Genomic DNA, 26,398 nt, shown 5'->3' with positions numbered 1-26,398 from the left:
CCATGTCGCCATGCCCCCTGCGACGACGCCACTGACCGAGACCAAACCATCCAAAACCGCACCCGAGTCGGCCTCCTTCCTCAGGACTGTGCCGGCCCTGTGCGCGGTGGGCGTGCTGATCGTCGGCCAGCTCTACACCGCGCTTCCGGTGCTCGGCCTGTTAGCCGACTCGTGGTCCACCACAACGGCCGCCGCAGGCTGGACGACAACAGCCTTCGGCTTCGGATACGCCGCCGGCTTCCTCTTCTGGGGCCCGCTGTCGGACCGCTACGGTCGCCGGAACCTGATCGTCCTGGGCCTGCTCGTCACCGCGCTCACCACAGCCGCCGTGGCCACCGCACCCAACCTGGCGGTGGGCTGCACCATCCGCGTCGTACAAGGACTGAGCGCGGCCACTTTCGCGCCCCCCGCCTTCGCGTACATCGCCGAGCGCATAGAGCCCACCCGGCGCGTGGCGGCCATGACGTGGCTGACGAGCTCGTTCCTCTCCGCGGGAGTGCTGGGCCAGGTGTACGCGCAGTCGATAGCTGACGCCACCGGCTGGCGAACAGTGTTCCTGACCTGCGCGGCCGCAATGACCGGCGGCGCGCTGCTGCTGCACAAATTGCTGGAGCGAGAAGACCCCTCACCCCCCACCCCCTCGACCACCTCCGTGACCGCCTACCGCGAGATGGCCAGACTCCTCACCAAGCCATCCATGGCCCTCCTCCTACTGACAACGGCCACGCTGCTGTGCGGCTTCGTAGCCGTCTACACGGCCCTGCAAGTGGCAGGCCCCGCAGCTCTCTCCGGCCACCCGGACAAGATGCTCCTCCTACGCGCCAGCTCGCTGCCCGCCATGCTGCTGGTGCCGCTGATCACCCCGTACCTGGTCCGACTCCACGCCGCGCACCGGGTGGTGGGCGCCCTTCTACTGGCCGCCATGGTCAGCGCCGCAACGGCGCTCCTCTCACACGACGTCAACGTCGTACTACTGGCCGCGCTGCTGTTCGTTTTCGTCTTCGCGATCGCGGTGACGGCGCCCGCGCTGGTAGAAGCAATTACCAAACACGCACCCGAAGCCCGCGGCACAGCGGTAGCCCTCTACACCTTCGCCCTCTTCACAGGCGCCAGCACCGGCCCGCACCTGACAACAGCCGCAGGCACCTACTCCACCGCCTTCACACTCACCGCCGCCGTACTGACCACGGGCGCGCTGCTAGCGGCCCTGGGCCAACGAGTACGCACCTGACGCCGCAAGCCCGCACAACCAACCGACCAGGACACCCAGGTCCGTCGCCACGTACTTCGCCACCAGGTACGCGAGCCACTCCAGCGCCTGCGCCCCCACCACTCACACGCAATCAGTGATGGGGAACGACAAAGAGCCGGACCCAGTGGGACTGGGTCCGGCTCTTGAAGTCTGGCACTTCCGCAGGTCAGCGGGTGTTTCACGCTGGTCCGGCTTCTGTGCCCCCGGCAGTCAGCCTCGCGGTCCCGTGTATGTCCCGCGAAAACGAAATGCCCTATACAGCCCCCAATATCCCATGGGTATGGCCTTCGGGGCGTGCCGCCGAGCCTTCGTTCCTTGGTCGCTGCCCTCGGCGTCCGGTGCGAGAGTGGTGGGGCAGGCTGCCAGCTGTCCGGCGGGTCTTGTTTGTAGGTGCGGTGAAGGTAGGTCCGGCGTTTGGCGTCCCGATCGCGTGTACGCGCCTGGCGGGCGCGCACTGGCTCTTCGCTGGATTCCGTAGCCATGACAACGCTGTGGCCGGCACGGACACGCTGCTTGACCAAGGCATACAGCTGCCCCTGGTGGTTCCGGCGAGCCTGTGCTTGACCAAGTCACTGAGCTCTTTCAGCGCGACCTCTGATCGGGGGACGACGTAGGTGTCCGCAACGGACAAGCGCCACTGCCTTTGAGGGAGGTGTTCGACGCCTCAACTTACCAGCGCAGGAGCCTGTGTTGATGGCCAGGCTGCGCAGGGTGGCCATGCTCTCCGGGCCGTGCCCGCTGCGGACCTGCGAGGCGTCCTCCGCGAAGGTGGTGTCGCGGGCGAAGTGCATTTGGTTCTCGATCACCCATTGCAGGACGGTTCTACGGCGTCCGGCTAGAGTCGAGGGGCTGTTCGAACGGGGAAGCAGGTGGCAATTGTGCTGTTGGAGGACGTAGGGGGCCCGAACCTGGCGCTGCCCCAAGTGCAGTCCGTACTGGGTGAGTTCCGCAGGTCTCTGGTGCTGGTGCCGATCCGGGACGGCGGGATCCTCACAGGTGACCAGGCCGGTCTGCGCTGGGTCTTCGCGTTCACGGACACGGACACGTTGACGGCTTTCGCGCAGGCGCGTGGTGAGGGCGGTCGGTGGGAGTTCCGGCGTGTGTACGGTGCTCGCCTCCTGGACGAGACCCTCGCGGAGATCGGAGTGCCGTGTGGAGTCGCGGTGGATGTGGGCAGTGAAGGGGCGTTCCTGCTGCCTCCGGCGCAGGGCATCGTGCCCGATCACGTGGCGGTGGCTGAGGGCTCGGACCAGGAGGCGCCGTCGTGAGCGGCTACACGTTCGATCCCGAGTCGGCCCGGCAGGTCGAGCGCGGCTTGACCGCTGCGATCAACGAGCTGGAGGAGACGGGCTACTTCTCGATTACCGCGCAGCAGGGGCACGGTTTCCAGTCCCTGAGCATGTCGGGGTTGGAAATGGGTTCAGGCGAACTGGCGGATGCGTTCGGTCAGTTCTGCGACCGCTGGGCGCTAGCCATTCATTCGAAAATGCAGGACGCGAACGACATCGCACGAAAGCTCGGCCTGTCGGCGGGTCTGTACCACGAGCAGGAGGAGTACGTGGTCGGCGCCCTGAAGGAGACCGCGGTCACGGCTGGCTCGTACAACCCGCAGCAGGGCATTGCCGAGGGGGACAAGGCGGCGGACAAGTCGTGGGGCGAGGTGTGGGACACCGTACGGCCACGGGTGCCGGAGGTGGACACCTCGCAGCCGGACTGGGACGCGATGGGTGACCAGTGGCAGCAGGTCGGCGAGGACTTCACCACCTCTCCGTGGCAGGACGTGACGGGCCCGGCCGGGCAGGACCGCAGTGACTGGCAGTGGGACGGACCGCCGCCCGAGAACGACCATCAGGGCAGCCAGGAGAATCAGACGGGCAACGGGGGGAATTAGACCGTGGGACTGGGGGGTTTCATCAACGACGTCACCGGCGCGGCCAAGGACGGCCTCGAGGCGGTGGGCGACGGTGTCGAATGGGTCGGTGACAAGACCGCCGACGGTCTCGACGCCGTGGGACTGGATGGCGCGGCCGAGGGCGTACGGGACGCATCCGAGTGGACGGCGGACAAGCTCGGCGCGGACGTCGCCGAACGGCAGCTCGGCGAGACCGAGGATCCGAAAGAGATCATCCACGGTGACGTGGAGAAGCTGACGGACCGGGCGGAGCATCTGCGGGACTTCTACAAGGCGTTCGACCGGCTGGGCATGGGGATGAAGGGCCTGGACGTCCACGGCTGGGAGGGCGAGGCAGGGGACGCGTTCCGCGCCGAGTTCGAGCCGCAGCCGAAGTTCTGGCTGTCCGCCGCCGATGCGTGCGAGGAAGCGGCGAAGGCGCTCGTGGCATACGCCTCCACTGTGCAGTGGGCCCAGGGCCAGGCCAGAGAAGCCGTCGCGATCTTCAAACGGGCCAAGGCGGCGTCAGACAGGGCCGTGGCCGATTACAACGCGACGGCGGATGAATGGAACCGGAGGAACGAGGCCGGGCAAGACCCCGGCCCCCGTCCCGCCCCGTTCCAGGATCCGGGTAAGTCCGGTCTGGAGCTGGCACAGCACATGGTGGCCGAGGCCCGCCACCAGCGGGATGACACCGCCCGCCGGACCAAGGACACAATGATGGGCCTGGTGCGGCTGGCGCCGGAGCCGCCCGGCGGCTGGGACCTGGTCACGTCCATGGGCCGGGACATGGTCGAGGGCATGGCACTCAACAGCATTCACTTCACCGGCGGTGCCCTCAAGGCCGTCGGCGAGACGGTCGGCCTGGTGCGGATGCTCAACCCCAATGACCCGTACAACCTGACCCACCCCGGCCAGTACCTCCAGAACGTCAACGGCGTCCTCACCAGCCTGGCCTCCACCGTCGCCCACCCGGAACGTCTGGTGGGCATCGTGAAGAACCAGAACTGGCGCGACCCCGCCGAAGCCCTCGCCAGCATCGCCGTCGACCTCGTCGGCGGCAAAGGCGCGGGCGGTTCCGTCAAGGGCGGGCTGAAGGCCGGCTTGAAGGGGGCGGGCAAGGAGGCCATCGAGCAGGGGGCGAAGGAAGCCGCCCGCAAGTCCGTGAAGGAACGTCTCAGCGACCTGGCGCGGGACTTGAACTGCAAGGTTCTGCGGAACGAGCCGGTCGACATGGCCACCGGGCGCATGGTGCTGGCGCAGACCGACATCACCCTCCCCGGCACCCTCCCGCTGGAGTTCATCCGCACTTTCGAGTCCGCATACCGCAACGGCGGCTGGTTCGGGCCCGCCTGGGCCTCCACCATCGACGAACGCCTTGAGATCGACTCCGAAGGCGTCATCCACGTCGCCGCCGACGGCAGCGTCCGCGCATACCCACATCCGGCTCCGGGCCTACCCGTGACGCCGTCGCAGGGGGTTCGATGGTCACTGGAGCGGAACCCCGACGGCTCCTATGCGCTCACCGATCCCGTCACGCGCACCACCCGCACCTTCGAGCCGCCGCCCGGCACCGACCCCGGAGGGGACGGCATCGCGAGCCTGACCTCCATATCCGACCGCCTCGGAAACTGGATCTCCGTCGAATGGGTCCTCGGCCGCCCTCACTCCATGACCCACTCCGGCGGCTACGAACTCCATTTCACCTGCGATGCCGGCCGCATCACCCGTCTCTCACTCTCCACACCCGACGGACTGATACGGCTGCGCACTTACGCGTACTCCGATCAAGGCTTCCTCACCTCCATAGCCGACTCGGAAGACCGCGCCACCCAATACCAGGTCGACCAGCGGGGCCGCATCGTCGCCTGGACCGACAGCAACGGACGCTCGTTCTCGTACACCTACGACGACGAGGACCGGTGCGTCCATCACGAGGGCGAGGCCGGACATCTGCGGGCCCGTTTCGAGTACGGACTGGACAGCCCTGAGCCGAGATGCACCACGACGCGCGTCACCGACTCCCTCGGCCACATCTCCCTGTTCACCGTCGACTCCCAACTGAGGATCGTCGCCGAGACCGACCGCTCGGGGCGGACCACCCGTACGACGTACGACGACCAGCACCGCCCCCTGACCGTCACCGACCCCCTCGGTGCCACGACCAGCTACACCTACGACGACCTGGGCCGGCTCCTGAGCCTCAAGCGCCCCGACGACACCACCGCCTCCCTCACGTACGACGAGGTCGGCAACCTGGTCGAGACGCGGGAACCGGGCGGGGCTGTCACCCGCCGCGTGTACGACGAGGCAGGACGACTGACCAGCACGGTACGGTCGGACGGCACCGCCATTGCCCTGGCGTACGACGAGCAAGGCCACCTGGCAGCGGTCACCGACCCGCTGGGCCGGACAACGCGCGTCGACAGCAACGCCGCCGGGCTGCCGCTCAGAGTGACCGACCCGCTGGGCGCCACGATCACGTACGGGCGCGACGCATTCGGCCGCCCGGTCACGGTGACCGACCCGCTGGGCAACGTCACCCATATGAGCTGGACGGTGGACGGCAAGCTCGCCCGACGCACCGGCCCGGACGGAGCCGTCGAGTCCCTGGAGTGGGACGGCGAAGGGAACCTGATCCGCCATACCGATCCCGTCGGCGCCGTCACGGAGTACGAGTACACGCATTTCGACCTTCTCGAAGCCCGCACCGAACCGGACGGCACCCGGCAGGAGTTCCGCTACGACACCGAACTCCGGATGCGCCAGGTCATTAACCCCCAGGGCCTGACCTGGGGCTATGAGTACGACCCCAGCGGCCTCGTCACCACCGAACGCGACTTCGACGGCCGCCTCCTTGTCTACGCCCACGACGAAGCCGGGCGCCTGCGGCAGCGGGCGAACTCCATGGGCCAGACCGTCTCCTACAAACGGGACCTACTCGGCCGCGTCACCGTCAAGAACGCCGACGGCGATGAAACCCACTACACCTACGATCTCGCAGGCCGCCTCGTCGCCGCCGCGACACCGGAGTCCGAACTCGTCCTGCAGCGCGACCGCATGGGCAGGCCGCGTACCGAGATGTACGAAGGCCGCATCCTCACCCTGGACCGCGACGCGCTCGGCCGACCGGTGCGCCGGATCACTCCGACCGGCGCTGTCACGACCTACGCATACGACGCCGCAGGCAACCGCGTGGGCCTCGGCATCGACGGCCACACCCTCGACTTCGCCTTCGACGCCGCCGGACGTGAAACCAGGCGCCATGTCGACACGGCGCTGACCTGGGCCAACCAGTGGGACCCCGCCGGACGCCTCCTCACCCGGACCGTCACCGCGGACGGCGTCACCGGCGACCCACGCGCCGCGATGTACCGGCACAGCGGCGGTGCGGTGGTGCAGGACCAGGCGTACGAGTACCGGACCGACGGCTGCCTCACCGGCGTAACCGACCGTCTCAACGGCACCCGGCGCTTCCGCCTCGACCGCGCCGGCCGCGTCACACAGGTCACCGGCGAGGGCTGGACCGAGACCTATGCGTACGACACCGCGGGCAACCTGACCCAGGCCACCTGGCCCACGTCCCACGGCGAGTCGGCAGTCGGTGAGCGTGAGTTCAACGGTACCCGGCTGCACAAGGCAGGCCGGTGGACATACGTCCACGACGAGGCCGGCCGTGTCATCGAACGCCGCAAGACCCGCCTCTCCCGCAAACCCGACGTCTGGCGCTACACATGGGACGCCGAGGACCACCTCACCACCTGCACCACCCCCGACGGCATCACCTGGCGTTACCACTACGACCCCCTCGGCCGTCGCACCGCCAAACAGCGGGTCGACGCCGACGGCAACGTGGCCGAGGAGACCGTCTTCACCTGGGACGGCATCCAGGTCATCGAACAGACCACCACGACGCATGCCGGAGCCCCGTCGGTCGCGCTGACGTGGGACTACGACGGCGTCGCTCCCGTCGTCCAGGCCGAGCGAGCTCTGGACCCCGAAACCCAGCAGGCCGTCGACGCCCGCTTCTTCGCCATCATCACCGACTTGGTCGGCACCCCCACCGAACTGGTTACCCCCGACGGCGACCTCGCCTGGCGGACCCGCAGCACCCTCTGGGGCACCACCGCCGTGGCTCGCGGTGCCACCGCCCACACCCCCCTGCGCCACCCCGGCCAGTACGCGGACCCGGAGACCGGCCTCCACTACAACCTCTTCCGCCACTACGACCCCGCCACCGCGCGTTATACCAGCCCGGACCCCCTCGGCCTCGCGCCTGCCGCCAACCCTGTGGCGTGGGTCCACAATCCCCACACGTGGGCGGACCCGTCCGGTCTCGCTGGCTGTGAGGTCGCTTACGGCAGGACAGCGGGTGAGGGCGAGAACCTCAAACGGTGGGCCAAAGTCGGCGACGACGACTGGCAGTTCAACACCGGACACGGCTATGACCGTGAGCACACAGGGCCCGGCGGGGTGAAGAACGACCTACGGAGCACTGGCCTGTCCGCGGACCAGATTGAGAAGTCGATCGTCAGGGATGTATACGATTTCATCAAGGGCGGAGGAAGCGTTCCGCAACCTGGTCCCGGCGTTCGACCCCTGGAGGGGGCTGTTGACGTAGACGGGCACAGCATCGGATATCGCGTGTCGCAGACGCCCGACGGTACATACCGGGTTGCGACCTACTGGTTGAACCCATAACGGAAGGCTGACTGTGCCTGAACTGACGCAACTCATGTCACAGGTCTCCACGGGCGGGGTGAATGGCGGCGCCATGGGAATCCCCGTCGAGGTCCAGCAATTTATCGAGAAGCTAACTTTCGCGGATCCTCAGGATATCTGGGAGTCGCTGCAGGAATCCCTGGCCGAAGACTGGATGGCACTCCCGGTCTGGGCACGCAACCTGGCCTTCCGCCTGCTGTGCCTACAGCGGCCTGACGACGCCGAAATCCTAGGGCAAGCCGGATCGGATCTCCTGAGTTTCGGCCCCGACTGGGATGAGTTCGCCGAGAAATTGCTGGCTCGATCCGAGGCGCTGAAGGTAAGGAAGAAGGAGTGAGCTCATTGAGGTTCTGGGGCGGGAATTGGGTAGATGCTGCTCAATTCTGCACTTGCCCTGGTTGGTGTCGAGTTCGTTCGCGCTCAGATTCACTATAAGTACTCGGCCGTGGATCGTGGACGACGACTTGTGGGCGCTGATCGAGCCGCTGCTGCCGGCCTGGCCGGAGCGGTCGCCGGGGCCTCGGCCGGTGCCGGACCGGCTGTGCCTGCAGGGCATCCTGTATGTCCTGCACAACGACATAGCCTGGCAACTGCTGCCGCTGGAGCTGGGGTTCGGCTCCGGGCAGACCTGCTGGCGCCGCCTGGAGCGGTGGCAGCAGGCCGGTGTCTTCGACCAGTTGCATCGGATCTTGCTCGCCGAGCTGAACGCGGCGGGTGAGCTCGACTGGTCCAGGGCGTGTGTGGACGGCTCCCACATCCGCGCGAAAAAGGGGTGCTGACACCGGTCCGTCGCCGGTCGACCGCCGCAAGACGGGCAGCAAACACCACCTGATCTGCGACGGACGTGGCACCCCGCTCAAGGTCATCACCACCGCGGCGAACGTCAACGACGTCACCCAGACTCTCGCCCTGGTCGACGGCATCCCGCCCGTCGCCGGCCGCCGCGGCCGTCCCCGCCGCCGTCCCGAGGCCCTGCTCGGCGACAAGGGCTACGACTCCAACCCCAACCGCGACGAGCTGCGCAGACGCCGGATCCTGCCCGTCATCTCCCGCAAGGGCACCCCGAACATCCAGGGCATGGGCAAGCTCCGCTACGTCGTCGAGCAGACCTTCGCCCTGCTCCACCAGTTCAAACGGCTCGCCGTGCGATGGGAACGCCGAACCGGACTCCACGACGCGTTCGTATCCCTCGCCTGCAGCCTCATCTGCTGGAGGCGACTCAAGAAGCACCGATCATGATCGTGTTACGAGCTCTAAAGGCCACGTTTGGGCCTTAGAGCGGCGGCTACTGCCATGGTTCAGATCGGAATGGCTCCGCGGTTGGTGGCCCTGTTGTGGGGAGCGCCGAAGGGGATCGGTACCGCGGGCGAGAGTCGATGCTTAGACCTTGATGACGGTGATGCGAGAGCCGCACAGGGTGGTTAGATCCTCGGGGTCTGAGGTGAGAACCGTCGTCGGACTGGGGGCGGCGAGGGCGGTGGCGCTGAGCATGGCGTCGATGGCGTACTTGTGGCCGTGCAGGCCGGCGTCGGCGAGGAGGGCGGCCGCGTGGCGGGCGATGGGTTCGGTGACCGGTTCGACGACGAGGCGGGAGAGGGTCCACTCCAGGGCCGGGCGGTTGATCCGCGGGTGGACGACTTCCACCAGAGTGGCTGCGGAGGTGATCACGCGTAGGTCGTCGGCGCGGGCGAGGGCGAGCCAGGCGGTGACGGTCCGGTCGCGGAGGACGGCCTTGGCCAGTCCCTCGCTGTCCAGCACGAGTGTGCCGCCGGGGATGGCGGGGGAGCGGCTCACGCGGCGTTCGCTCCGCCCGCCGCCTGGTTGTCGCGGGCCTGGTGGAGCTGGTCGCGCAGTGCCTGGATCTCCTCGTCGGTGACAGGCCCGTGTTCGGCTTCGGCGACGGTGATGAGTTCGTTGAGGTTGTCGCGCTCGATCTGGCGGGCGACGGCTGCGGCGACGTACGCGGACAGGCCGGAGGGGCCGCTGCGGGCCTTGGCGGCTTCGGCGATGTCGCGTGGCATGGTGATCGAGTACTTTCCGGTAGGGTCGCTCATGCTACCTATCCTACCGCCCATCTCCCCGGTTGGCGTGTGCGGGACTCAAGCCCGTTCAGGCGAGGCGGGGCGGGTACTGGCCGGCCGGTGATCCGTCCCTGTGGGAGTCCTCGGACGAACCGGTGCAACGGCCGGGCCCATGCCGTGCTCGCCGCCGGTCGCGCGCGCAGGGCAGCCGCCGAGGTATACGGGCCCGCGACAAATGGACTACGCCGGCTACTTGTCCGGGCGCGGGCCGGCACTGGCGTAGTAGAAGGCTCGTGCCTGCTTGACGCGGTCCCGGGAGGCGCCATGCTCCGCTCCCTCGACGTTCAGCGGCGGGTGCAGCTGGGAGATCAGTTCCGTCTCCAGCGGGACCGGGTCGGGGCGCTTGGTCCACGTGAGGGTGAGCTGCCGGTGCATCCAGTGGATAAGGCGCTGCTCGTCCTCGGGGATCAGGACGACGCGGTTGGTCCAGGTGGTGCGGTAGCTCTCGGCGGGCATGAGGAGTCCGGCCAGGGTCCGGCGCAGGGTGGACCGTCCGGAGCCCCTCAGGTGGTTCGAGACGACGTGGGCCCGCAGCCGGCCGGCCTTGCACAGGTAGAGCAGTCGCCGTCCGGCATCGCCGGTGTTGACTGGTCCGGGGAAGGAGGTCAGGACCTCGGGCGGCGCCCACCAGGCGTACACCCGTGCGGTTGTGGGCAGGGCGCTAGCCGCGCGCCCGGAGGTCTGGGGTGCGGAGAGCAGATCGGCTGTGGCCCCGCTGAACGGTCGCGTCGTCGAGCATGGGCGCACCCTAGGCGCGACGGAGCGGCTCTGTCGTCGCCTACGGCATCACCCCGCAGCTTGATCCGACAGGCTGCTCAGGGGGCGTGCTCACCTGCGGGTTCATCTCGTTGGCGCGGGTAGCAGGCGTGGTGCGCCACTCAGGACCAAGACCCCGGCGGTTTACGGCCGGTGGTGGATTTCCGTTGCTCAGCCCGCGCGCGAGTGTCCGCCCTTCAACTGCTGCACCATGTCGATGAACACTCCCACGGCATCATGGAGCAGCCGTATCCCCTAGCGGCAGGTGAGCTTCAGGATGACAATGCGGCTGTTGCGAGCTGCTGTCATATCATCGACGCAGCGTAGCCAGGGGGAAGCGAATGACGTACAAGCTGGGCGGGTCGGTCACCTTGAGCAGGGAGCCCGGAGCCACACCGGTGACGGGGGAGACCTGCACTGGAGAGTCCTCCAGTGGGATCAGGACAGAGTGGCGTCTCACCATCGAGGGGCATCCCGACCTGCTCCTCCATGACACCGAGTGGCGAACGGCAGAGCGCGACATAGTCACGGCCCGGCCGCTGCAGGTACCGAAGATGCCGAAGCCCCTGTCGGCTCTTCTTGGCAGGAAACGATCAGGCGTACGACACCTGACAGAACGCGGGCGCCTTCATCTGCTGATGGCGGTCTGCCTCATTCTTCCCGACAAGGAGGGGTGGCCGAGGCAGAAGTGGTGTACGGCCGATCAGTTGCTCGACGTCTGCGGGGCCGAGCTTCTCAACGCCGTCCATGGCCACGGTGTCAGCAGGATCGACACCAGAGAGGCGATCCTCCGGGAGGAAGGGCGGCAGAGGAACCGGTTATGCGCGCTTGTTGGCCCCGCAAATGAGGTGGCCCCCGTCGCGCTGCATGCGATCACGCATGTCGTGCCCACTCTCAAGCACGTGGGGTGGCTCTGACCAAGCAGCTAGGTAACCGACTCCGCCCTGGTCCCGGGCGTGGTCGAGGAAATCCCGCGCGTGCCGGGGCGGAACGGCGGAGACATACCGCGCTATGCCCGTACCGACATCGAGGCTGGGGGCGTGACGATCCAGGCTGGCGATCTCGTCATGCTGGACAGCGGCGCCGCCACACGATGCCTCCGTCTTCCATGCCCCGGACCGCATAGACGCCACCTGTACGACGCCCCAACCCCTGAGCTTCGGTCGCGGTGCGCTATTTGCATCGGCGCCCCTGGCCGTATGCAACTCCAGATCGCCTTCTCTCATCTCGTCAACGCACTGTCCCCAGATGCGCCTCGCTGTGCCGGTCGAGGAACTGCGCCTGCGGCCCGACATCCTGACCGGCGGCTTGGACGCAGGACCCGTCACCTGGTGAGCGATGTGGCAGGAGCAGGCAGCATGCAGGGTGACGGGCCGGGGCCGCCAGCATCAGATCAGTAGCGTCCACGCGAAAAGAGTGACGACCCACCAGACCGCTTACGTTTCCGTGTGGCCTCAGCCGCATTCAGGCAGGTCAGAAGCGGTTCTCGGTGCGAAGACGACGTTGCTCGCCAGATCCGTGCCAGGGTCGGAATTTTGTCACAGTATTGCTGCCGAGTGTCTCGCGAAGTGGCTTTGACCTGCGGAAATCCGTGAACAGAGAAGGCTGGCCAGATTGTTCGGGGCGCTACGGGGCTTCAAAAGAGCAACGGTCGGGAGACCGTGTGCGTCTTGGCGTGAACGCAAAAACTCCCAACCTGTATTTCTGCAGGTCAGGAGTCTTTCCCGGAGTGCCCCCGGCAGGATTCGAACCTGCGCACACGGCTCCGGAGGCCGTTGCTCTATCCCCTGAGCTACGGGGGCGTACCGCCGTGGTTAACCGGCGACGGGTTGAACACTACCAGCTCCGGCCGGGTGTCCATGAACAGGTTTTGCGGGCTCCCGGCGTCCCTCTCCCGGGGTGGAAGTCGCCAAAAGCCGGACGCGGCGGTCCGGCGCAACCTACTCTCGAGTTGTGCCAGGCGTGTCCGGCCGCGTGCTTGTTGTGGACGACAACAAGGTCATCCGGCAGTTGATCAGGGTCAATCTCGAGCTGGAGGGCTTCGAGGTGGTGACCGCGGCCGACGGTGCCGAGGCTCTGGACATCGTTCACCGGGTCTGCCCCGATCTCGTGACGCTGGATGTCGTGATGCCCCGGCTCGACGGGTTGCGTACGGCCGCCCGGCTCCGAGAGGATCCGCGGACCAGTCGGCTGCCCGTCGCGATCATCAGTGCCTGCACGCAGTACGAGGTGGAGAGCGGCCTCGCCGTAGGCGTCGACGCCTTCCTCTCCAAGCCCTTCGAGCCCGCCGAGCTGGTCAGGCTCGTACGGCAGTTGATGCACCGGGAGGGCCCGCCGGCTGCTGACGGCAGGCATGAAGCCGGGCAGGCGGGGCGTACGGTCGGCTGAGGTGACCGCCGACCCCTTGGTGCCCGGATGGCGAAACCGGTTCGCGTGGTGACCCCCCTCCTCCCATACGCTGGTCCCGTGACCCCCGCAGAGCTCTCCCGTACCGTGCTGCGCGCCGTGCGTCGCGCCGTGGACGAGGACGTGCTGCGGGCGCCGGTGCCGGATCGCGCTGTCGTCGAGCGGCCGCGGCCCGGCGGCCGCGGCGATTACGCCACCAACGTCGCCCTCAAGCTCGCCGGCCCCGCCGGCCGCCCCGCCCACGAGGTGGCCGAGATTTTGCGGGCCGTGCTGATGGAGATGGGAGTGGGGGAGGGGGGCATTGTTGACGTCGAGGTCACCGGGCCCGGGTTCCTGAACCTCACGCTCGCCGAGGACGCTCACGCTTCCGTCGTACGTACCGTCCTCTCCCAGGGGCATGCCTACGGGCACGGCCGCGCGCTCGCCGGTGACGTCGTCCGGGTGGGCAGCGGGCCCCACGCCGACGCCGTGGCCCGGCTCGTCCATGCCCAGGGCGGGACCGTCGTGCGTACGAGTGCGACTGATGTCCCGGGGGCCGACCTTGGCGACCTTGGCGACCTTGAGGCTCTCCGCGCCCGGCTCGGGCGCGACGGCGCCACGTGGCGGCTGCTCTGGCCCACCGCGACCGCCGCCCCCGACGACCTCCTCGTGCAGCGCGAGACCAACCCCCTCTTCCGGGTGCGGTACGCCCACGCCCGTTGCCGCGCCCTGGTCCGCAATGCCACCGCACTTGGGTTCATGGGGGATGGAGACGGGCGAGTGGGAGTGCGAGAGGGGTGCGGGGTGGCTCGGGTCCTTGCCGACTACCCCGGCATCCTTGAAGCCGCTGCCCGCCATCGCGCGCCCGACCGGCTCGCCCGGCACCTCGACATGGCGGCGGAGGCATTCTTCCGCTTCCACGACACCCACCCCGTCCTTCCCCTGGGCGACGAGAAACCCTCGGTCGCCCACCGTTCCCGGCTGGCCCTCGCCGAGGCCACCGGGACGGTGCTCGCCGGCGGCCTGTCCTTGCTCGGCGTCAGCGCCCCCGAACATCTGTGAGAGAGACAGAAGAGACATGAGCCGTTCCGCACACCCCGCCGGGCCCCGCCACGCCGACGTCTACCCCGAGGGGCACTACACCGCCCCCGCCGCCGACCTCAACGTCCTCGACGAGAAGGTCTGGGCGCGGACTGTACGGCGTAACAGCGACGGTGTCGTTTCCGTCGGTGGCATCGAAGTGACCCGCCTCGCCGAGGAGTTCGGCACGCCCGCCTACTTCCTCGACGAGAGCGACTTCCGCGCCCGCTGCCGCGCCTGGGCCGACGCCTTCGGGCCGGACGCCGATGTGTTCTACGCCGGCAAGGCCTTCCTCTCGCGGGCCGTCGTCCGCTGGCTTCAGGAGGAGGGGCTGAATCTCGACGTCTGCTCCGGTGGGGAGCTCACCACCGCGCTCGACGCCGGGATGCCCGCCGACCGCATCGCCTTCCACGGCAACAACAAGTCCGTGGAGGAGATCGAGAGGGCCGTGCGCCTGGGTGTCGGGCGGATCGTGCTCGACTCCTTCCAGGAGATCGTCCGTGTCGCGCACATCGCGCAGAGCATGGGCCGCCGGCAGCGCGTCCAGATCCGCGTGACGGTGGGTGTCGAGGCGCACACTCACGAGTTCATCGCCACCGCCCACGAGGACCAGAAGTTCGGGATCGCGCTCGCCGACGGGCAGGCGGCCGAAGCGGTACGGCGTGCCCTGCGGCTCGACGGGATCGAGCTCATCGGCATTCACTCCCACATCGGCTCGCAGATCTTCGACATGGCCGGTTTTGAGGTTTCCGCGCGGCGCGTGGTGCAGCTGCTGGCCGAGGTACGCGACGAGCACGGCGTCGAGCTGCCCGAGATCGACCTCGGCGGCGGGCTCGGCATCGCGTACACCTCCGAGGACGACCCCAGCGAGCCGCACCAGATCGCCAAGGCGCTCAACGAGATCGTCACCAGGGAGTGCGAGGCGCATGGGCTGGCCACCCCCCGCATCTCCGTCGAGCCCGGTCGCGCCATCGTCGGGCCCACCGCCTTCACCCTCTACGAGGTCGGGACGATCAAGCCGCTGGAGGGGCTGCGTACGTACGTGAGCGTGGACGGCGGCATGTCGGACAACATCCGCACCGCGCTGTACGACGCCGAATACAGCGTGGCGCTGGTTTCGCGCGCCTCGGACGCCGAGCCCATGCTCGTCCGTGTCGTCGGCAAGCACTGTGAGAGTGGCGACATTGTCGTACGCGACGCGTTCCTGCCTGCCGATCTCGCGCCCGGTGATCTCATCGCCGTGCCTGCGACTGGTGCGTACTGCCGGTCCATGGCCAGCAACTACAACCACTCGCTGCGGCCGCCCGTCGTCGCCGTCAATGACGGCCAGGCGCGCGTGATCGTCCGGCGTGAGACGGAGGAAGATCTCCTGCGTCTCGATGTCGGTTAATGAAATAGATGTCTCGCAATCTGGACCGGGGATAGAAACTCCCGTCCGGTGAGTGAGACTGGTTCACACTCAAGCTGAGAAGGAAACGAGGTCGGATGATGCGTACGCGTCCGCTGAAGGTGGCGCTGCTGGGCTGTGGTGTGGTCGGCTCAGAGGTGGCGCGCATCATGACGACGCACGCCGACGACCTCGCCGCCCGCATCGGGGCCCCGGTCGAGCTCGCCGGGGTCGCGGTCCGCCGCCCCTCCAAGGTTCGCGAGGGCATCGACCCCGCCCTGATCACGACCGACGCGACCGCCCTGGTCAAACGGGGCGACATCGACGTCGTCATCGAGGTCATCGGCGGCATCGAGCCGGCCCGCACCCTCATCACCACCGCGTTCGAGCACGGCGCGTCCGTCGTCTCCGCGAACAAGGCACTGCTCGCGGAGGACGGCGCGGCCCTGCACGCCGCCGCCGAGGAGCATGGGCGCGATCTGTACTACGAGGCCGCCGTCGCCGGTGCGATTCCGCTCGTACGGCCGCTGCGCGAGTCGCTGGCCGGGGACAAGGTCAATCGCGTTCTCGGGATCGTCAACGGCACTACCAACTTCATCCTCGACAAGATGGACACGAGCGGAGCCGGTTACTCCGAGGCGCTCGACGAGGCCACCGCCCTCGGGTACGCCGAGGCCGACCCCACCGCCGACGTCGAGGGCTTCGACGCCGCCGCCAAGGCCGCCATCCTGGCCGGCATCGCCTTCCACACCCGCGTGCGGATCGGCGACGTACACCGGGAAGGGCTGACCGAGGTCACAGCCGCGGACATCGCTTCCGCGAAGCGCATGGGCTGCACCGTCAAGCTCCTCGCCATCTGCGAGCGCGCCGCCGACGGCCAGTCCGTCACCGCGCGCGTCCACCCGGCGATGATCCCGCTGACGCACCCGCTGGCCTCGGTCCGCGAGGCGTACAACGCGGTCTTCATCGAGGCCGAGGCGGCCGGGCAGCTGATGTTCTACGGTCCGGGTGCGGGCGGCGCTCCGACCGCCTCCGCCGTGCTTGGCGACCTTGTGGCCGTCTGCCGGAATCTCGTAGCCGAGACCACCGGGCCCGGTGAGTCGGCGTACACCCAGCTTCCTGTCAGCTCCATGGGCGAGGTCGTCACGCGGTACCACATCAGCCTCGATGTGGCCGACAAACCGGGCGTTCTCGCCCAGGTCGCGACGATCTTCGCCGAGCATGGTGTCTCCATCGACACCGTGCGCCAGCAGAGCCGGCAGGACGGAGGCGGCGAGGCATCCCTCGTCGTCGTCACCCACCGCGCGCCCGACGCCGCCCTTTCGGGGACCGTCGAGGCGCTGCGCAAGCTCGACACCGTGCGCGGTGTCGCCAGCATCATGCGTGTTGAAGGGGAGTAAGGACCCATGACCAGCATCGGCACCCACCAGTGGCGCGGCATCATCGAGGAGTACCGGGACCGTCTTCCGGTGACGGAGACGACGCCGGTCGTCACGCTCGGCGAGGGTGGCACGCCGCTCGTACTGGCGCAGGTCCTCTCCGAGCGCACGGGCTGCGAGGTGTACCTCAAGGTCGAGGGCGCCAACCCGACCGGGTCCTTCAAGGACCGCGGCATGACGATGGCGATCACCCGCGCCAAGGAGGAGGGCGCGAAGGCCGTCATCTGCGCCTCCACCGGCAACACGTCGGCCTCGGCCGCCGCCTATGCCGTACGCGCCGGGATGGTCTGCGCCGTCCTCGTGCCGCAGGGCAAGATCGCGCTCGGCAAGATGGGACAGGCGCTCGTGCACGGCGCCAAGATCCTCCAGGTCGACGGCAACTTCGACGACTGTCTGACGCTGGCCCGCAGCCTGTCGGACAACTACCCCGTCGCGCTGGTGAATTCGGTGAATCCGGTCCGCATCGAGGGGCAGAAGACCGCCGCCTTCGAGATTGTCGACCGGCTCGGTGACGCCCCGGACATTCACGTACTTCCCGTCGGCAACGCCGGCAACATCACGGCGTACTGGCGCGGGTACCGCGAATACGCGGCCGACAAGATCTCCACGCACAACCCCCGAATGTGGGGCTTCCAGGCCTCCGGCTCGGCGCCGATCGTGCGCGGCGAAGTCGTCAAGGACCCGCACACCGTCGCCACCGCGATTCGCATTGGCAACCCCGCCTCGTGGCAGTACGCCCTTGAGGCCCGGGACGAGTCGGGCGGCTTCATCGATGAGGTGACGGACCGGCAGATCCTGTCCGCCTACCGGCTGTTGGCCGCGCAGGAGGGCGTCTTCGTCGAGCCCGCCTCGGCAGCCAGCGTCGCCGGTCTGCTCAAGGCAGCCGACGAGGGCAAGGTCGACCCGGGCCAGAAGATCGTGTGCACGGTGACCGGAAACGGCCTCAAGGACCCGGACTGGGCGGTGGCCGGAGCGCCGCAGCCCGTCACGGTGCCCGTGGACGCCGCCACGGCCGCGGAGCGCCTCGGCCTCGTGTAGGCGGCGTGGGCAGCCGTGGGCAGCCGTGGGGAGACGTAAAACCCCGTAAGCCCAGACATAGGCGCACAGGATGGCTCGCGACACGCATCGTGCGCCTCCTGTGCGCCCTATGTCGTCACTGAACCTTCCTTCGATAGGCTGTACTGAACCCGCCCCGCCGCATATGCCGCGGTGCTGTTGCCGTCATGGCCTTCGGGTGTTCGTACTTCGTCAAAATCTCGCAGTCCCACAAGGAGAGTCGTCGAGCGATGGCCGGTCCCGCGTTCCGCGCCGCCGCCGTAAGGGTGCGCGTCCCCGCCACCAGCGCAAATCTTGGTCCCGGCTTCGATGCCCTGGGCCTGTCGCTGGGGCTGTACGACGATGTCGTCGTCCGGGTCGCCGACTCCGGGCTGCATGTAGACATCGCTGGTGAGGGCGCCGAGACGCTGCCCCGCGACGAGAGCCATCTGCTCGTACGGTCGCTGCGCACCGCCTTCGACCTGCTCGGCGGACAGCCGCGCGGCCTCGAGGTCGTCTGCGCCAACCGCATCCCGCACGGCCGCGGCCTCGGCTCCTCCTCCGCCGCCATCTGCGCCGGCATCGTCGCCGCGCGCGCCGTGACCATAGGCGGCGACGCGCGCCTCGACGAGGCCGCGCTGCTGGAGCTGGCGACCGAGATCGAGGGGCACCCCGACAACGTCGCCGCCTGCCTGCTCGGCGGCTTCACGCTCGCCTGGACCGACGGGGGAGCGGCCAGGGCGATCAGGATGGACCCCGCGGCTTCCGTCGTTCCGGTGGTCTTCGTCCCCGGAAAGCCGGTGCTGACCGAGACCGCCCGCGGCCTGCTGCCGCGCACCGTCCCCCATGTGGACGCCGCCGCCAACGCCGGCCGCGCCGCCCTGCTCGTAGAGGCCCTGACCAGGCGTCCCGAGCTGCTGCTCGCCGCGACCGAGGACCGACTCCACCAGGACTACCGTGCCCCGGCGATGCCGGAGAGCCTGGCCCTGGTCAACCGACTGCGCGCGGACGGCGTCCCCGCAGTCATCTCCGGCGCGGGCCCCACGGTGCTCGCGCTGGTCGAGGACAGTGCGGCCGACAAGGTCGCACAGCTGGCGGGCGAGGGGTGGGCGGCCAACCGGCTGGCTCTCGACGCCGCCGGAGCGAGTGTTCTGCCGCTCGGAGCGCAGTGACACGCGATTGCCGGTGAACGAGAGGGGGAATATTTGTTGGATCCGGTAGTGTTAATCTCAAGTCTGCACCCGGCGTCCTTGTGGCGCGGTGCACCGTGTCCCCGTTCGGGACCACCATTCTTCCGGGAGCCTCCCCAACTGCCTGAGCAGCCTGCCTGAGCAGTTTCGAGCACGCTCCGGAACCGGTAATGCAAGAGCCGGACCCCCAGCACGTTATTCCTCCGCCATATCCGGCGGACCACCGCCCCGGCACGGTTTACCAAGACCGCAGTCGGACAGCACAACCGGTCGCCGAGCCAGACAGGCCGACGTCCGCTCCAGGGAAGGACCCTTCGTGAGCGACACCACCGATCTGATGGGCGTGACTGCCGACAAGAATGTCGACAACACCGCGTCCGCCGCAGGTGCTGCCACTGGTAGTGCCGCACGGCGCCGCCGCTCCGGCACCGGCCTCGACGGCATGGTCCTGGCCGAGCTGCAGCAGGTCGCGTCCGGCCTCGGCATCAGGGGCACCGCGCGTATGCGCAAGAGCCAGCTGATCGAGGTCATCAAGGAAACGCAGGCCGGCGGCTCTGCCCCGGCGAAGAGCGCCGACACGGCCGGCTCCGCTGCCGAGACCAAGCCGAAGCGCCGCGCCACCTCCAAGGCTCGTACGGGAGACGAGGCCGCTGCGGCCCCGGCCGCCGCGCCCGCCGCCGAGAAGGCTGTGGCCCAGCAGCAGATCGAAATTCCCGGTCAGCCCGCCAGTGACGACCAGCCGGCCGGCGAGCGCCGCCGGCGTCGGGCGACCGCCCAGGCGGGCAGCCCCGACACGGCCGTCGCCACCGAGGTGAAGGCCGAGCCCACGGGCGACGTCAAGACCGAGCCGAGGACCGACACGCAGCCCGAGGCCAAGGCCGAGGCAGCAGTCGACACATCCGAGGGCCGCCGGGGTGACCGCCAGGAGCGCGGTCAGCGCGGCGACCGCCGCGAGCGCGGCGACCGCCAGCGTGACCGCGGCGACCGTGGTGACGGCGCGCGTGGCGACCGCCAGGACCGTGGCGACCGCCGTGACCGTGGCGGCAAGGGCGACGACCAGGGCGGCCAGCGCCAGCAGCGCCAAGGCGGCCAGGGCCAGGGCCAGGGCGGCCCCCAGGGCGCCGGACCGCAGGACGACGACGATTTCGAGGGTGGCCGTCGTGGCCGCCGCGGCCGCTACCGCGACCGCCGGGGCCGTCGTGGCCGCGAGGAGTTCGGCAGCGACGCGCCGCCGGTCTCCGACGACGACGTCCTGATCCCCGTCGCGGGCATCCTGGACATCCTCGACAACTACGCGTTCATTCGTACGTCCGGCTACCTGCCGGGCCCGAACGACGTGTACGTGTCGCTGGCCCAGGTCCGCAAGAACGGCCTGCGCAAGGGTGACCACGTCACCGGCGCCGTCCGCCAGCCCAAGGACGGCGAGCGCCGCGAGAAGTTCAACGCGCTTGTCCGCCTGGACTCTTCGAACGGCATGGCGGCCGATTCCGGCCGCGGGCGCCCGGAGTTCAACAAGCTGACGCCGCTGTACCCGCAGGACCGACTGCGCCTCGAGACCGACCCGGGCGTCCTGACGACCCGGATCATCGACCTCGTCGCGCCGATCGGCAAGGGCCAGCGTGGCCTGATCGTGGCCCCGCCGAAGACCGGTAAGACCATGATCATGCAGGCGATCGCCAACGCGATCACCGTCAACAACCCCGAGTGCCACCTGATGGTCGTCCTCGTCGACGAGCGTCCCGAAGAGGTCACCGACATGCAGCGGTCGGTGAAGGGCGAGGTCATCTCCTCGACCTTCGACCGCCCGGCCGAGGACCACACCACCGTCGCCGAGCTGGCCATCGAGCGCGCCAAGCGTCTCGTCGAGCTGGGTCACGACGTGGTCGTCCTGCTGGACTCGATCACCCGTCTGGGCCGTGCGTACAACCTCGCGGCTCCCGCCTCCGGACGCATCCTGTCCGGTGGTGTCGACTCGACCGCGCTCTACCCGCCGAAGCGCTTCTTCGGTGCGGCGCGCAACATCGAGGACGGCGGCTCGCTGACCATCCTGGCCACCGCGCTGGTCGAGACCGGCTCGCGCATGGACGAGGTGATCTTCGAGGAGTTCAAGGGCACCGGCAACATGGAGCTCAAGCTCGACCGGAAGCTCGCCGACAAGCGCATCTTCCCGGCTGTGGACGTCGACCCGTCCGGCACCCGTAAGGAGGAGATCCTCCTCAACGCGGAAGAGCTCGCCATCGTCTGGAAGCTGCGCCGGGTGCTGCACGCACTCGACTCGCAGCAGGCGATCGAGCTCCTGCTGGACAAGATGAAGCAGACGAAGTCGAACGCCGAGTTCCTGATGCAGATCGCGAAGACGACTCCTTCGGGCAACGGCGGCGACTAACCGCCGTCGGCGTGAACAGCGCCAACTGAGCCGCCCCGTCACGAAAGTGGCGGGGCGGCTTTGTCGTGTCCGGACATAAACGTCCTCCGCGCGCAGATGTTGCCAAGTTGTGTTCACTGGTTGGTCACAAGTGGCTGTTGGTGTACGGGAGTCGGTCATACGATCGGTCGGCCACAGGTGGGGGGATCCATTTGGGGCGCCTCATCGATATCTGAATCAGGAGTCCCGAGTGATCTCTGGCAAGCAGGGCGGCAAGCACCGCCGCCGGATACGCATAGCCGTGCCGACCGCGGCCGTCGCGATCGCGGTAGCCGTCGCCGGAGCGATGCTGATGGCCCCGGCCAACGCCGCCGCCGAGCCGCTGCCCAAGCCCACGATCAAGCCGGCCATCAGCTCGGCCACGCAGGCCGAGCTGGAAGCGCGTCTGGAGGCCGCGGCCAAGAAGGCCGAGGAGCCGTCCAAGGGCGCGAAGTTCTCCGGCTCGTCGGGCTCGTCGGACTCTTCGGTCGACCCGAAGGTCATCGGCGGTACGGAGACCAGCATCAGCTCCGCCCCGTGGATGGCGCAGCTCTTCTACGAGGACGGCGACAACTCCTTCTTCTGTGGCGGCGCCGTCATCGCGCCGACGAAGATCCTCACCGCGGCGCACTGCGTCAAGGGCGCGGACTGGAAGAACAAGGGTGTCGTCGTCACCGGCACCGAGACGCTGGCGACCGACGCGAACCACGGCGGCACCGTCACCGGTGTCTGGCGCCAGTGGAACCACCCGTCGTACAGCGACTACACGCTCGACAACGACATCGCGGTGCTGACCCTGGCCTACCCGGTCACGGCCAAGCCGATCAACATCACGAAGTCGGACGACACCACGTCGTACAAGCCGGGGACCATGGCCACGGTCTACGGCTGGGGCCGTACCTCCTCCACCAACAACGACATCTCGCCGACGCTGAAGAAGGCGAGCCTGCCGATCAACTCCGACGCCACGTGCGCCGATTGGCAGCTCGGTGGCGAGTTCATCCCGAAGCACATGGTCTGCGCGGGCAACCCCGCGAGCGGCCAGGACGAGGGCACGGAGACCGCCTGCAACGGCGACTCGGGCGGCCCCCTGGTCGTCGGCGGCAAGATCGTCGGTGTGGTCTCGTGGGGCATCGAGGACTGCGTGGAGGAGGGCGCGTACAGCGTCTACTCCAAGGTGAGCTGGTACGCCGGCTCCGTCGTTCCGCGCGTCGACGACGCCAACATCACCAACGACCACCGGTCCGACGTGCTGGCCCGTCGCAGCGCCTCCGACGGCACGCTCTACTACTACGCGTCCAAGGGCACCTCGTTCGCCACGCGCGAACCGGTCGGCGACTACGGCAACACCAATGTGATCCTCCAGACCGACCTCAACCGGGACGACTACGAGGACCTCATCTTCCGGACCAAGTCCGGTGACGTCTGGTGGCAGCACTTCGTGCCGTCCACCGAGCAGTGGGCCGACACGAAGATCGCGTCCGGCTGGGGCTCCAGGAAGCAGATCATCGTTCCCGGTGACGTGACCGGCGACGCCGTGCCCGACCTGCTGTCCGTCGACTCCGCGGGTGTCCTGTGGATCTACCCGGGCAAGGGCAACGGCACCTTCTCGGCGCGTGTCCAGGTCGGCACCGGCTGGAGCCAGTTCAACTCGGTGCGCGGCAACGGTGACTTCACCGGTGACGGCAAGGCCGACCTGATCGTGCGCAAGGCCAGCACGTCCGAGATGTTCCTCTACAAGGGCACGGGCAAGGCCGGCACGACCGCCTTCGCGGCCAAGCAGAAGGTCCGTACGTGGAGCGGCTACAACGCCTTCGACGCGGCCGGTGACGTCACCGGTGACGGCAAGGCCGACTACCTGGCCCGTACGCCCGGCGGCACGCTGTACCTCTACCCGGGCACCGGCAAGGCCTCCTCGGAGATCTTCGCCACACGCATCACCATCGGGACCGGCTGGCAGCAGTACAACATCTTTGGCTGAAAACCCTGGTGAGAGGGGCCTTTGACCCCTTTGCGCCGGACCGTTCGAACGACGTCCTGTGGCCCCTGCCCCCAGCAGGGGCCACAGGACGTTGTGCAACCCTTCACGGATGTCCGAGCAGCAGCAGACCAGGAGCAGCCGAATACGGGGGACCGGCAGACGCCGGAAGGAACCCAGTGTCCGCACGAAGGCGGCCACCGTCACGGCGTGGGCCGCGGCGGGAGCGGTGCTGCTGGGCGGCACCGGACTCGGCTACGTGTACTTCAAGCTCAACGGCAATCTCCAGGCTGTTGACATCAACACCCAGCTCGGCGGCGACCGCCCCGACGACGTCGACAACGGCTCCCTGGACATCCTCGTCCTCGGCTCCGACTCGCGCTCGGGCGACAACGCGAAGTACGGGGAGGACGAGGGCGGCGCCCGCTCCGACACCGCGATGGTCATGCACGTGTACGAGGGTCACAAGAAGGCCAGCCTTGTCTCGATACCGCGCGACACCCTGATCACCCGCCCCACGTGCACCTCGGACAGCGGCGGCGGGACCGTCCCCGGCGGCGAGCACCGGATGTTCAACACGGCGTACCAGGTGGGCGGCCCGGCCTGCGCGGTCAAGACCGTGGAGAAGATGTCCGGCATCCGCATGGACCACTACGTCGAGGTCGACTTCACCGGCTTCAAGAAGCTCGTCGACGATCTGGGCGGCGTGGAGATCACCACCACCCAGTCCATCAACGACGACAAGAGCCACTTCGCCCTGAAGCCCGGCACGCACACCCTCGACGGCGAGCAGTCGCTCGGTCTCGTACGGACCCGCAAGAGCGTCGGCGACGGCAGCGACCTCGGCCGCATCCAGCTCCAGCAGGCCTTCATGAAGGCGCTGATCAACCAGGTCAAGGACGTCGGACTCCTCACGAGCCCCAAGAAGCTGTACGACCTGGCCGACAGCGCGACCAAGACCGTCACCACCGACTCCGACCTCGCCTCGGTCAACGAGCTGGTGAGCTTCGCGGGCGGCCTCAAGGGCATCGGCCCGGGCGACATGAAGATGGTGACGCTGCCCGTACGGTACGACCCGGCCGACCCCAACCGCGTCCTGCCGCTCCAGCGCCAGTCCAAGCGGGTCTGGGACGCGCTGCGCCAGGACAGGCCCGTACCGGCCTCCGCGACCAAGGGCTCGGCGGGCGACCAGGGCGGCGCGGGCAAGGTCGTACAGAGCCAGTAGCGGGATGGGAATAGTTCCGCACCGTCCCCGGTTTTGGGAGATGCGGCCAGTGCTGGCAGACTGGTACGTCGGCCCCGGTTCACGTCCGCGCAATCCGCGCGTGCGACCCGGCGCCCTCCCGAAACTAGGAGACACCTTGAAGCGCGAAATCCACCCCGAGTACGTCGAGACCCAGGTCAGCTGCACCTGTGGCGCGACGTTCACCACCCGCAGCACGATCTCCAGCGGCACCGTCCGCGCCGAGGTCTGCTCCGAGTGCCACCCGTTCTACACGGGCAAGCAGAAGATCCTCGACACCGGTGGCCGTGTGGCCCGCTTCGAGGCCCGCTTCGGCAAGGCTGCCGCCGCGAAGTAGCGAGCCACTGCGCCGGTCCTCGGCCGCTCCGTACAGGGGTGGGGAGGACCGGCGCTTTGTCGTGACGCACAGGCCGCAGTTCCCTTATCTTTTTTGCAACCCAGGAGCCCGAAGATGTTCGAGGCGGTCGAGGATCTGATCGGCGAGCACGCCGATCTTGAGAAGAAGCTGGCCGATCCCTCGGTCCACGCCGACCAGGCGAACGCGCGCAAGCTGAACAAGCGCTACGCCGAGCTGACCCCGATCATCGGGACGTACCGGGCCTGGAAGCTGACCGGCGAGGACATCGTCACGGCGCGCGAATACGCCCACGACGACCCGGACTTCGCCGCCGAGCTCAAGCTGCTGGAGAAGCAGCGCGACGAGCTCACGGAGAAGCTCCGCCTGCTCCTCGTCCCGCGCGACCCCAGCGACGACAAGGACGTCATCCTCGAGGTCAAGGCGGGCGCGGGCGGCGACGAGTCGGCCCTGTTCGCCGGCGACCTGCTCCGCATGTACCTGCGGTACGCGGAGCGCGTCGGCTGGAAGACCGAGATCATCGACGCCACCGAGTCCGAGCTCGGCGGCTACAAGGACGTCCAGGTCGCCGTGAAGACCAAGGGCGGCAACGGCGCGACCGAGCCCGGCCAGGGCGTCTGGGCGCGGATGAAGTACGAGGGCGGCGTGCACCGCGTGCAGCGCGTGCCCTCCACCGAGTCGCAGGGCCGCATCCACACCTCCGCGGCCGGCGTGCTGGTCACCCCCGAGGCGGAGGAGGTCGACGTGGAGATCCACGCCAACGATCTCCGTATCGACGTCTACCGCTCGTCGGGCCCCGGCGGCCAGTCCGTCAACACCACCGACTCGGCCGTACGCATCACGCACCTGCCGACCGGCGTCGTCGCCTCCTGCCAGAACGAGAAGAGCCAGCTCCAGAACAAGGAGCAGGCCATGCGCATCCTGCGCTCGCGGCTGCTCGCCGCGGCCCAGGAAGCGGCCGAGCAGGAAGCCTCGGACGTACGCCGCAGCCAGGTCCGCACGGTTGACCGCTCGGAGAAGATCCGTACGTACAACTTCCCGGAAAACCGGATCTCGGACCACCGCGTGGGCTTCAAGGCGTACAACTTGGACCAGGTACTCGACGGCGAACTGGACGCAGTGATCCAGGCGTGCGTCGACGCCGACTCCGCCGCGAAGCTCGCGGCGGCCCAGGAGAGCCAGTAAGCCAGGAACGCCAGT

Annotated in this window: 21 protein-coding genes and 1 tRNA gene; 18 read left to right on the top strand and 4 right to left on the bottom strand. The window is 68.4% G+C overall.

The window, feature by feature from the left end:
- The first annotated feature begins 10 nt into the window (after window positions 1–10).
- From ABZX79_RS26355 to ABZX79_RS26330, 6 genes are all read left to right on the top strand, one after another.
- The gene (locus ABZX79_RS26355) at window positions 11–1,231 is read left to right on the top strand and encodes an MFS transporter (RefSeq protein ID WP_355262504.1); all 1,221 of its coding nucleotides are present in this window, start codon (window positions 11–13) and stop codon (window positions 1,229–1,231) included.
- 890 nt (window positions 1,232–2,121) lie between these two features.
- Window positions 2,122–2,520 carry an SseB family protein gene (locus tag ABZX79_RS26350; RefSeq protein ID WP_355262501.1) on the top strand — a complete coding sequence of 133 codons (399 nt, stop codon included), beginning with the start codon at window positions 2,122–2,124 and terminating at the stop codon, window positions 2,518–2,520.
- Complete coding sequence (locus tag ABZX79_RS26345; RefSeq protein ID WP_355262498.1) at window positions 2,517–3,143, top strand: hypothetical protein; 627 nt, start codon at window positions 2,517–2,519, stop codon at window positions 3,141–3,143. The genes ABZX79_RS26350 and ABZX79_RS26345 overlap by 4 nt, the downstream gene beginning before the upstream one ends.
- A 3-nt stretch (window positions 3,144–3,146) precedes the next feature.
- Window positions 3,147–7,844 carry a putative T7SS-secreted protein gene (locus ABZX79_RS26340; protein ID WP_355262495.1) on the top strand — a complete coding sequence of 1,566 codons (4,698 nt, stop codon included), beginning with the start codon at window positions 3,147–3,149 and terminating at the stop codon, window positions 7,842–7,844.
- 13 nt (window positions 7,845–7,857) lie between these two features.
- Window positions 7,858–8,202 carry a hypothetical protein gene (locus ABZX79_RS26335; protein ID WP_355262492.1) on the top strand — a complete coding sequence of 115 codons (345 nt, stop codon included), beginning with the start codon at window positions 7,858–7,860 and terminating at the stop codon, window positions 8,200–8,202.
- Between the two features lie 94 nt (window positions 8,203–8,296).
- A protein-coding gene (locus ABZX79_RS26330; protein ID WP_355262617.1) for an IS5 family transposase occupies window positions 8,297–9,104 on the top strand; the annotation gives its coding sequence in 2 pieces (ribosomal slippage) (window positions 8,297–8,611 and window positions 8,613–9,104; 807 coding nt in all).
- A gap of 141 nt (window positions 9,105–9,245) precedes the next feature.
- Here the strand turns inward: ABZX79_RS26330 and ABZX79_RS26325 are convergent.
- The 3 genes from ABZX79_RS26325 to ABZX79_RS26315 form a co-directional block, all read right to left on the bottom strand.
- Complete coding sequence (locus ABZX79_RS26325) at window positions 9,246–9,659, bottom strand: PIN domain-containing protein (RefSeq protein WP_355262489.1); 414 nt, start codon at window positions 9,657–9,659, stop codon at window positions 9,246–9,248.
- Window positions 9,656–9,919 carry a CopG family transcriptional regulator gene (locus ABZX79_RS26320; RefSeq protein WP_355262486.1) on the bottom strand — a complete coding sequence of 88 codons (264 nt, stop codon included), beginning with the start codon at window positions 9,917–9,919 and terminating at the stop codon, window positions 9,656–9,658. The genes ABZX79_RS26325 and ABZX79_RS26320 overlap by 4 nt, the downstream gene beginning before the upstream one ends.
- A gap of 216 nt (window positions 9,920–10,135) precedes the next feature.
- Window positions 10,136–10,585 (bottom strand): GIY-YIG nuclease family protein, encoded by a 450-nt coding sequence (locus tag ABZX79_RS26315; protein WP_355262483.1) that lies wholly within the window; start codon window positions 10,583–10,585, stop codon window positions 10,136–10,138.
- A 458-nt stretch (window positions 10,586–11,043) separates the two neighbouring features.
- Between ABZX79_RS26315 and ABZX79_RS26310 the strand changes: the two genes are divergently transcribed.
- Window positions 11,044–11,619 (top strand): hypothetical protein, encoded by a 576-nt coding sequence (locus ABZX79_RS26310; RefSeq protein ID WP_355262480.1) that lies wholly within the window; start codon window positions 11,044–11,046, stop codon window positions 11,617–11,619.
- 813 nt (window positions 11,620–12,432) lie between these two features.
- On the opposite strand, the gene ABZX79_RS26305 is transcribed toward ABZX79_RS26310, so the two are convergent.
- A tRNA-Arg gene (locus tag ABZX79_RS26305) sits at window positions 12,433–12,504 on the bottom strand.
- Window positions 12,505–12,655: 151 nt separating this feature from the next.
- Here ABZX79_RS26305 and ABZX79_RS26300 point away from each other — a divergent pair.
- From ABZX79_RS26300 to prfA, 11 genes are all read left to right on the top strand, one after another.
- Entirely contained in the window at window positions 12,656–13,090 is a 435-nt protein-coding gene (locus ABZX79_RS26300) for a response regulator (protein ID WP_355262477.1), read from the top strand.
- Window positions 13,091–13,168: 78 nt separating this feature from the next.
- A complete protein-coding gene (gene nrtL, locus ABZX79_RS26295) occupies window positions 13,169–14,149 on the top strand; it encodes an ArgS-related anticodon-binding protein NrtL (protein ID WP_355262474.1) in 981 nt (326 codons plus the stop codon).
- A gap of 16 nt (window positions 14,150–14,165) precedes the next feature.
- On the top strand, window positions 14,166–15,557 hold the full coding sequence (gene lysA / locus ABZX79_RS26290; RefSeq protein WP_355262471.1) for a diaminopimelate decarboxylase: 1,392 nt from the start codon (window positions 14,166–14,168) through the stop codon (window positions 15,555–15,557).
- A 95-nt stretch (window positions 15,558–15,652) separates the two neighbouring features.
- Window positions 15,653–16,954, top strand: a complete 1,302-nt coding sequence (locus tag ABZX79_RS26285) for a homoserine dehydrogenase (protein ID WP_355262467.1) — start codon at window positions 15,653–15,655, stop codon at window positions 16,952–16,954.
- Between the two features lie 6 nt (window positions 16,955–16,960).
- Window positions 16,961–18,031, top strand: a complete 1,071-nt coding sequence (gene thrC / locus ABZX79_RS26280; protein ID WP_355262464.1) for a threonine synthase — start codon at window positions 16,961–16,963, stop codon at window positions 18,029–18,031.
- Between the two features lie 248 nt (window positions 18,032–18,279).
- Window positions 18,280–19,200 (top strand): homoserine kinase, encoded by a 921-nt coding sequence (gene thrB / locus ABZX79_RS26275; RefSeq protein ID WP_215133561.1) that lies wholly within the window; start codon window positions 18,280–18,282, stop codon window positions 19,198–19,200.
- Window positions 19,201–19,534: 334 nt separating this feature from the next.
- Window positions 19,535–21,604 (top strand): transcription termination factor Rho, encoded by a 2,070-nt coding sequence (rho, locus tag ABZX79_RS26270; protein WP_355262461.1) that lies wholly within the window; start codon window positions 19,535–19,537, stop codon window positions 21,602–21,604.
- Between the two features lie 325 nt (window positions 21,605–21,929).
- Entirely contained in the window at window positions 21,930–23,603 is a 1,674-nt protein-coding gene (locus ABZX79_RS26265) for a trypsin-like serine protease (RefSeq protein WP_355262614.1), read from the top strand.
- Between the two features lie 109 nt (window positions 23,604–23,712).
- Complete coding sequence (locus ABZX79_RS26260; RefSeq protein WP_355262459.1) at window positions 23,713–24,825, top strand: LCP family protein; 1,113 nt, start codon at window positions 23,713–23,715, stop codon at window positions 24,823–24,825.
- 136 nt (window positions 24,826–24,961) lie between these two features.
- The gene (gene rpmE / locus ABZX79_RS26255) at window positions 24,962–25,180 is read left to right on the top strand and encodes a 50S ribosomal protein L31 (RefSeq protein WP_069926921.1); all 219 of its coding nucleotides are present in this window, start codon (window positions 24,962–24,964) and stop codon (window positions 25,178–25,180) included.
- A gap of 114 nt (window positions 25,181–25,294) precedes the next feature.
- On the top strand, window positions 25,295–26,383 hold the full coding sequence (gene prfA / locus ABZX79_RS26250; RefSeq protein ID WP_355262455.1) for a peptide chain release factor 1: 1,089 nt from the start codon (window positions 25,295–25,297) through the stop codon (window positions 26,381–26,383).
- Window positions 26,384–26,398 lie beyond the last annotated feature (15 nt).

Source organism: Streptomyces sp. NPDC002994, assembly GCF_040611155.1.
Lineage (GTDB): Bacteria > Actinomycetota > Actinomycetes > Streptomycetales > Streptomycetaceae > Streptomyces.
Note: the sequence above shows the minus strand (reverse complement) of the source record. Positions and strands in the feature narration are given on the sequence as shown.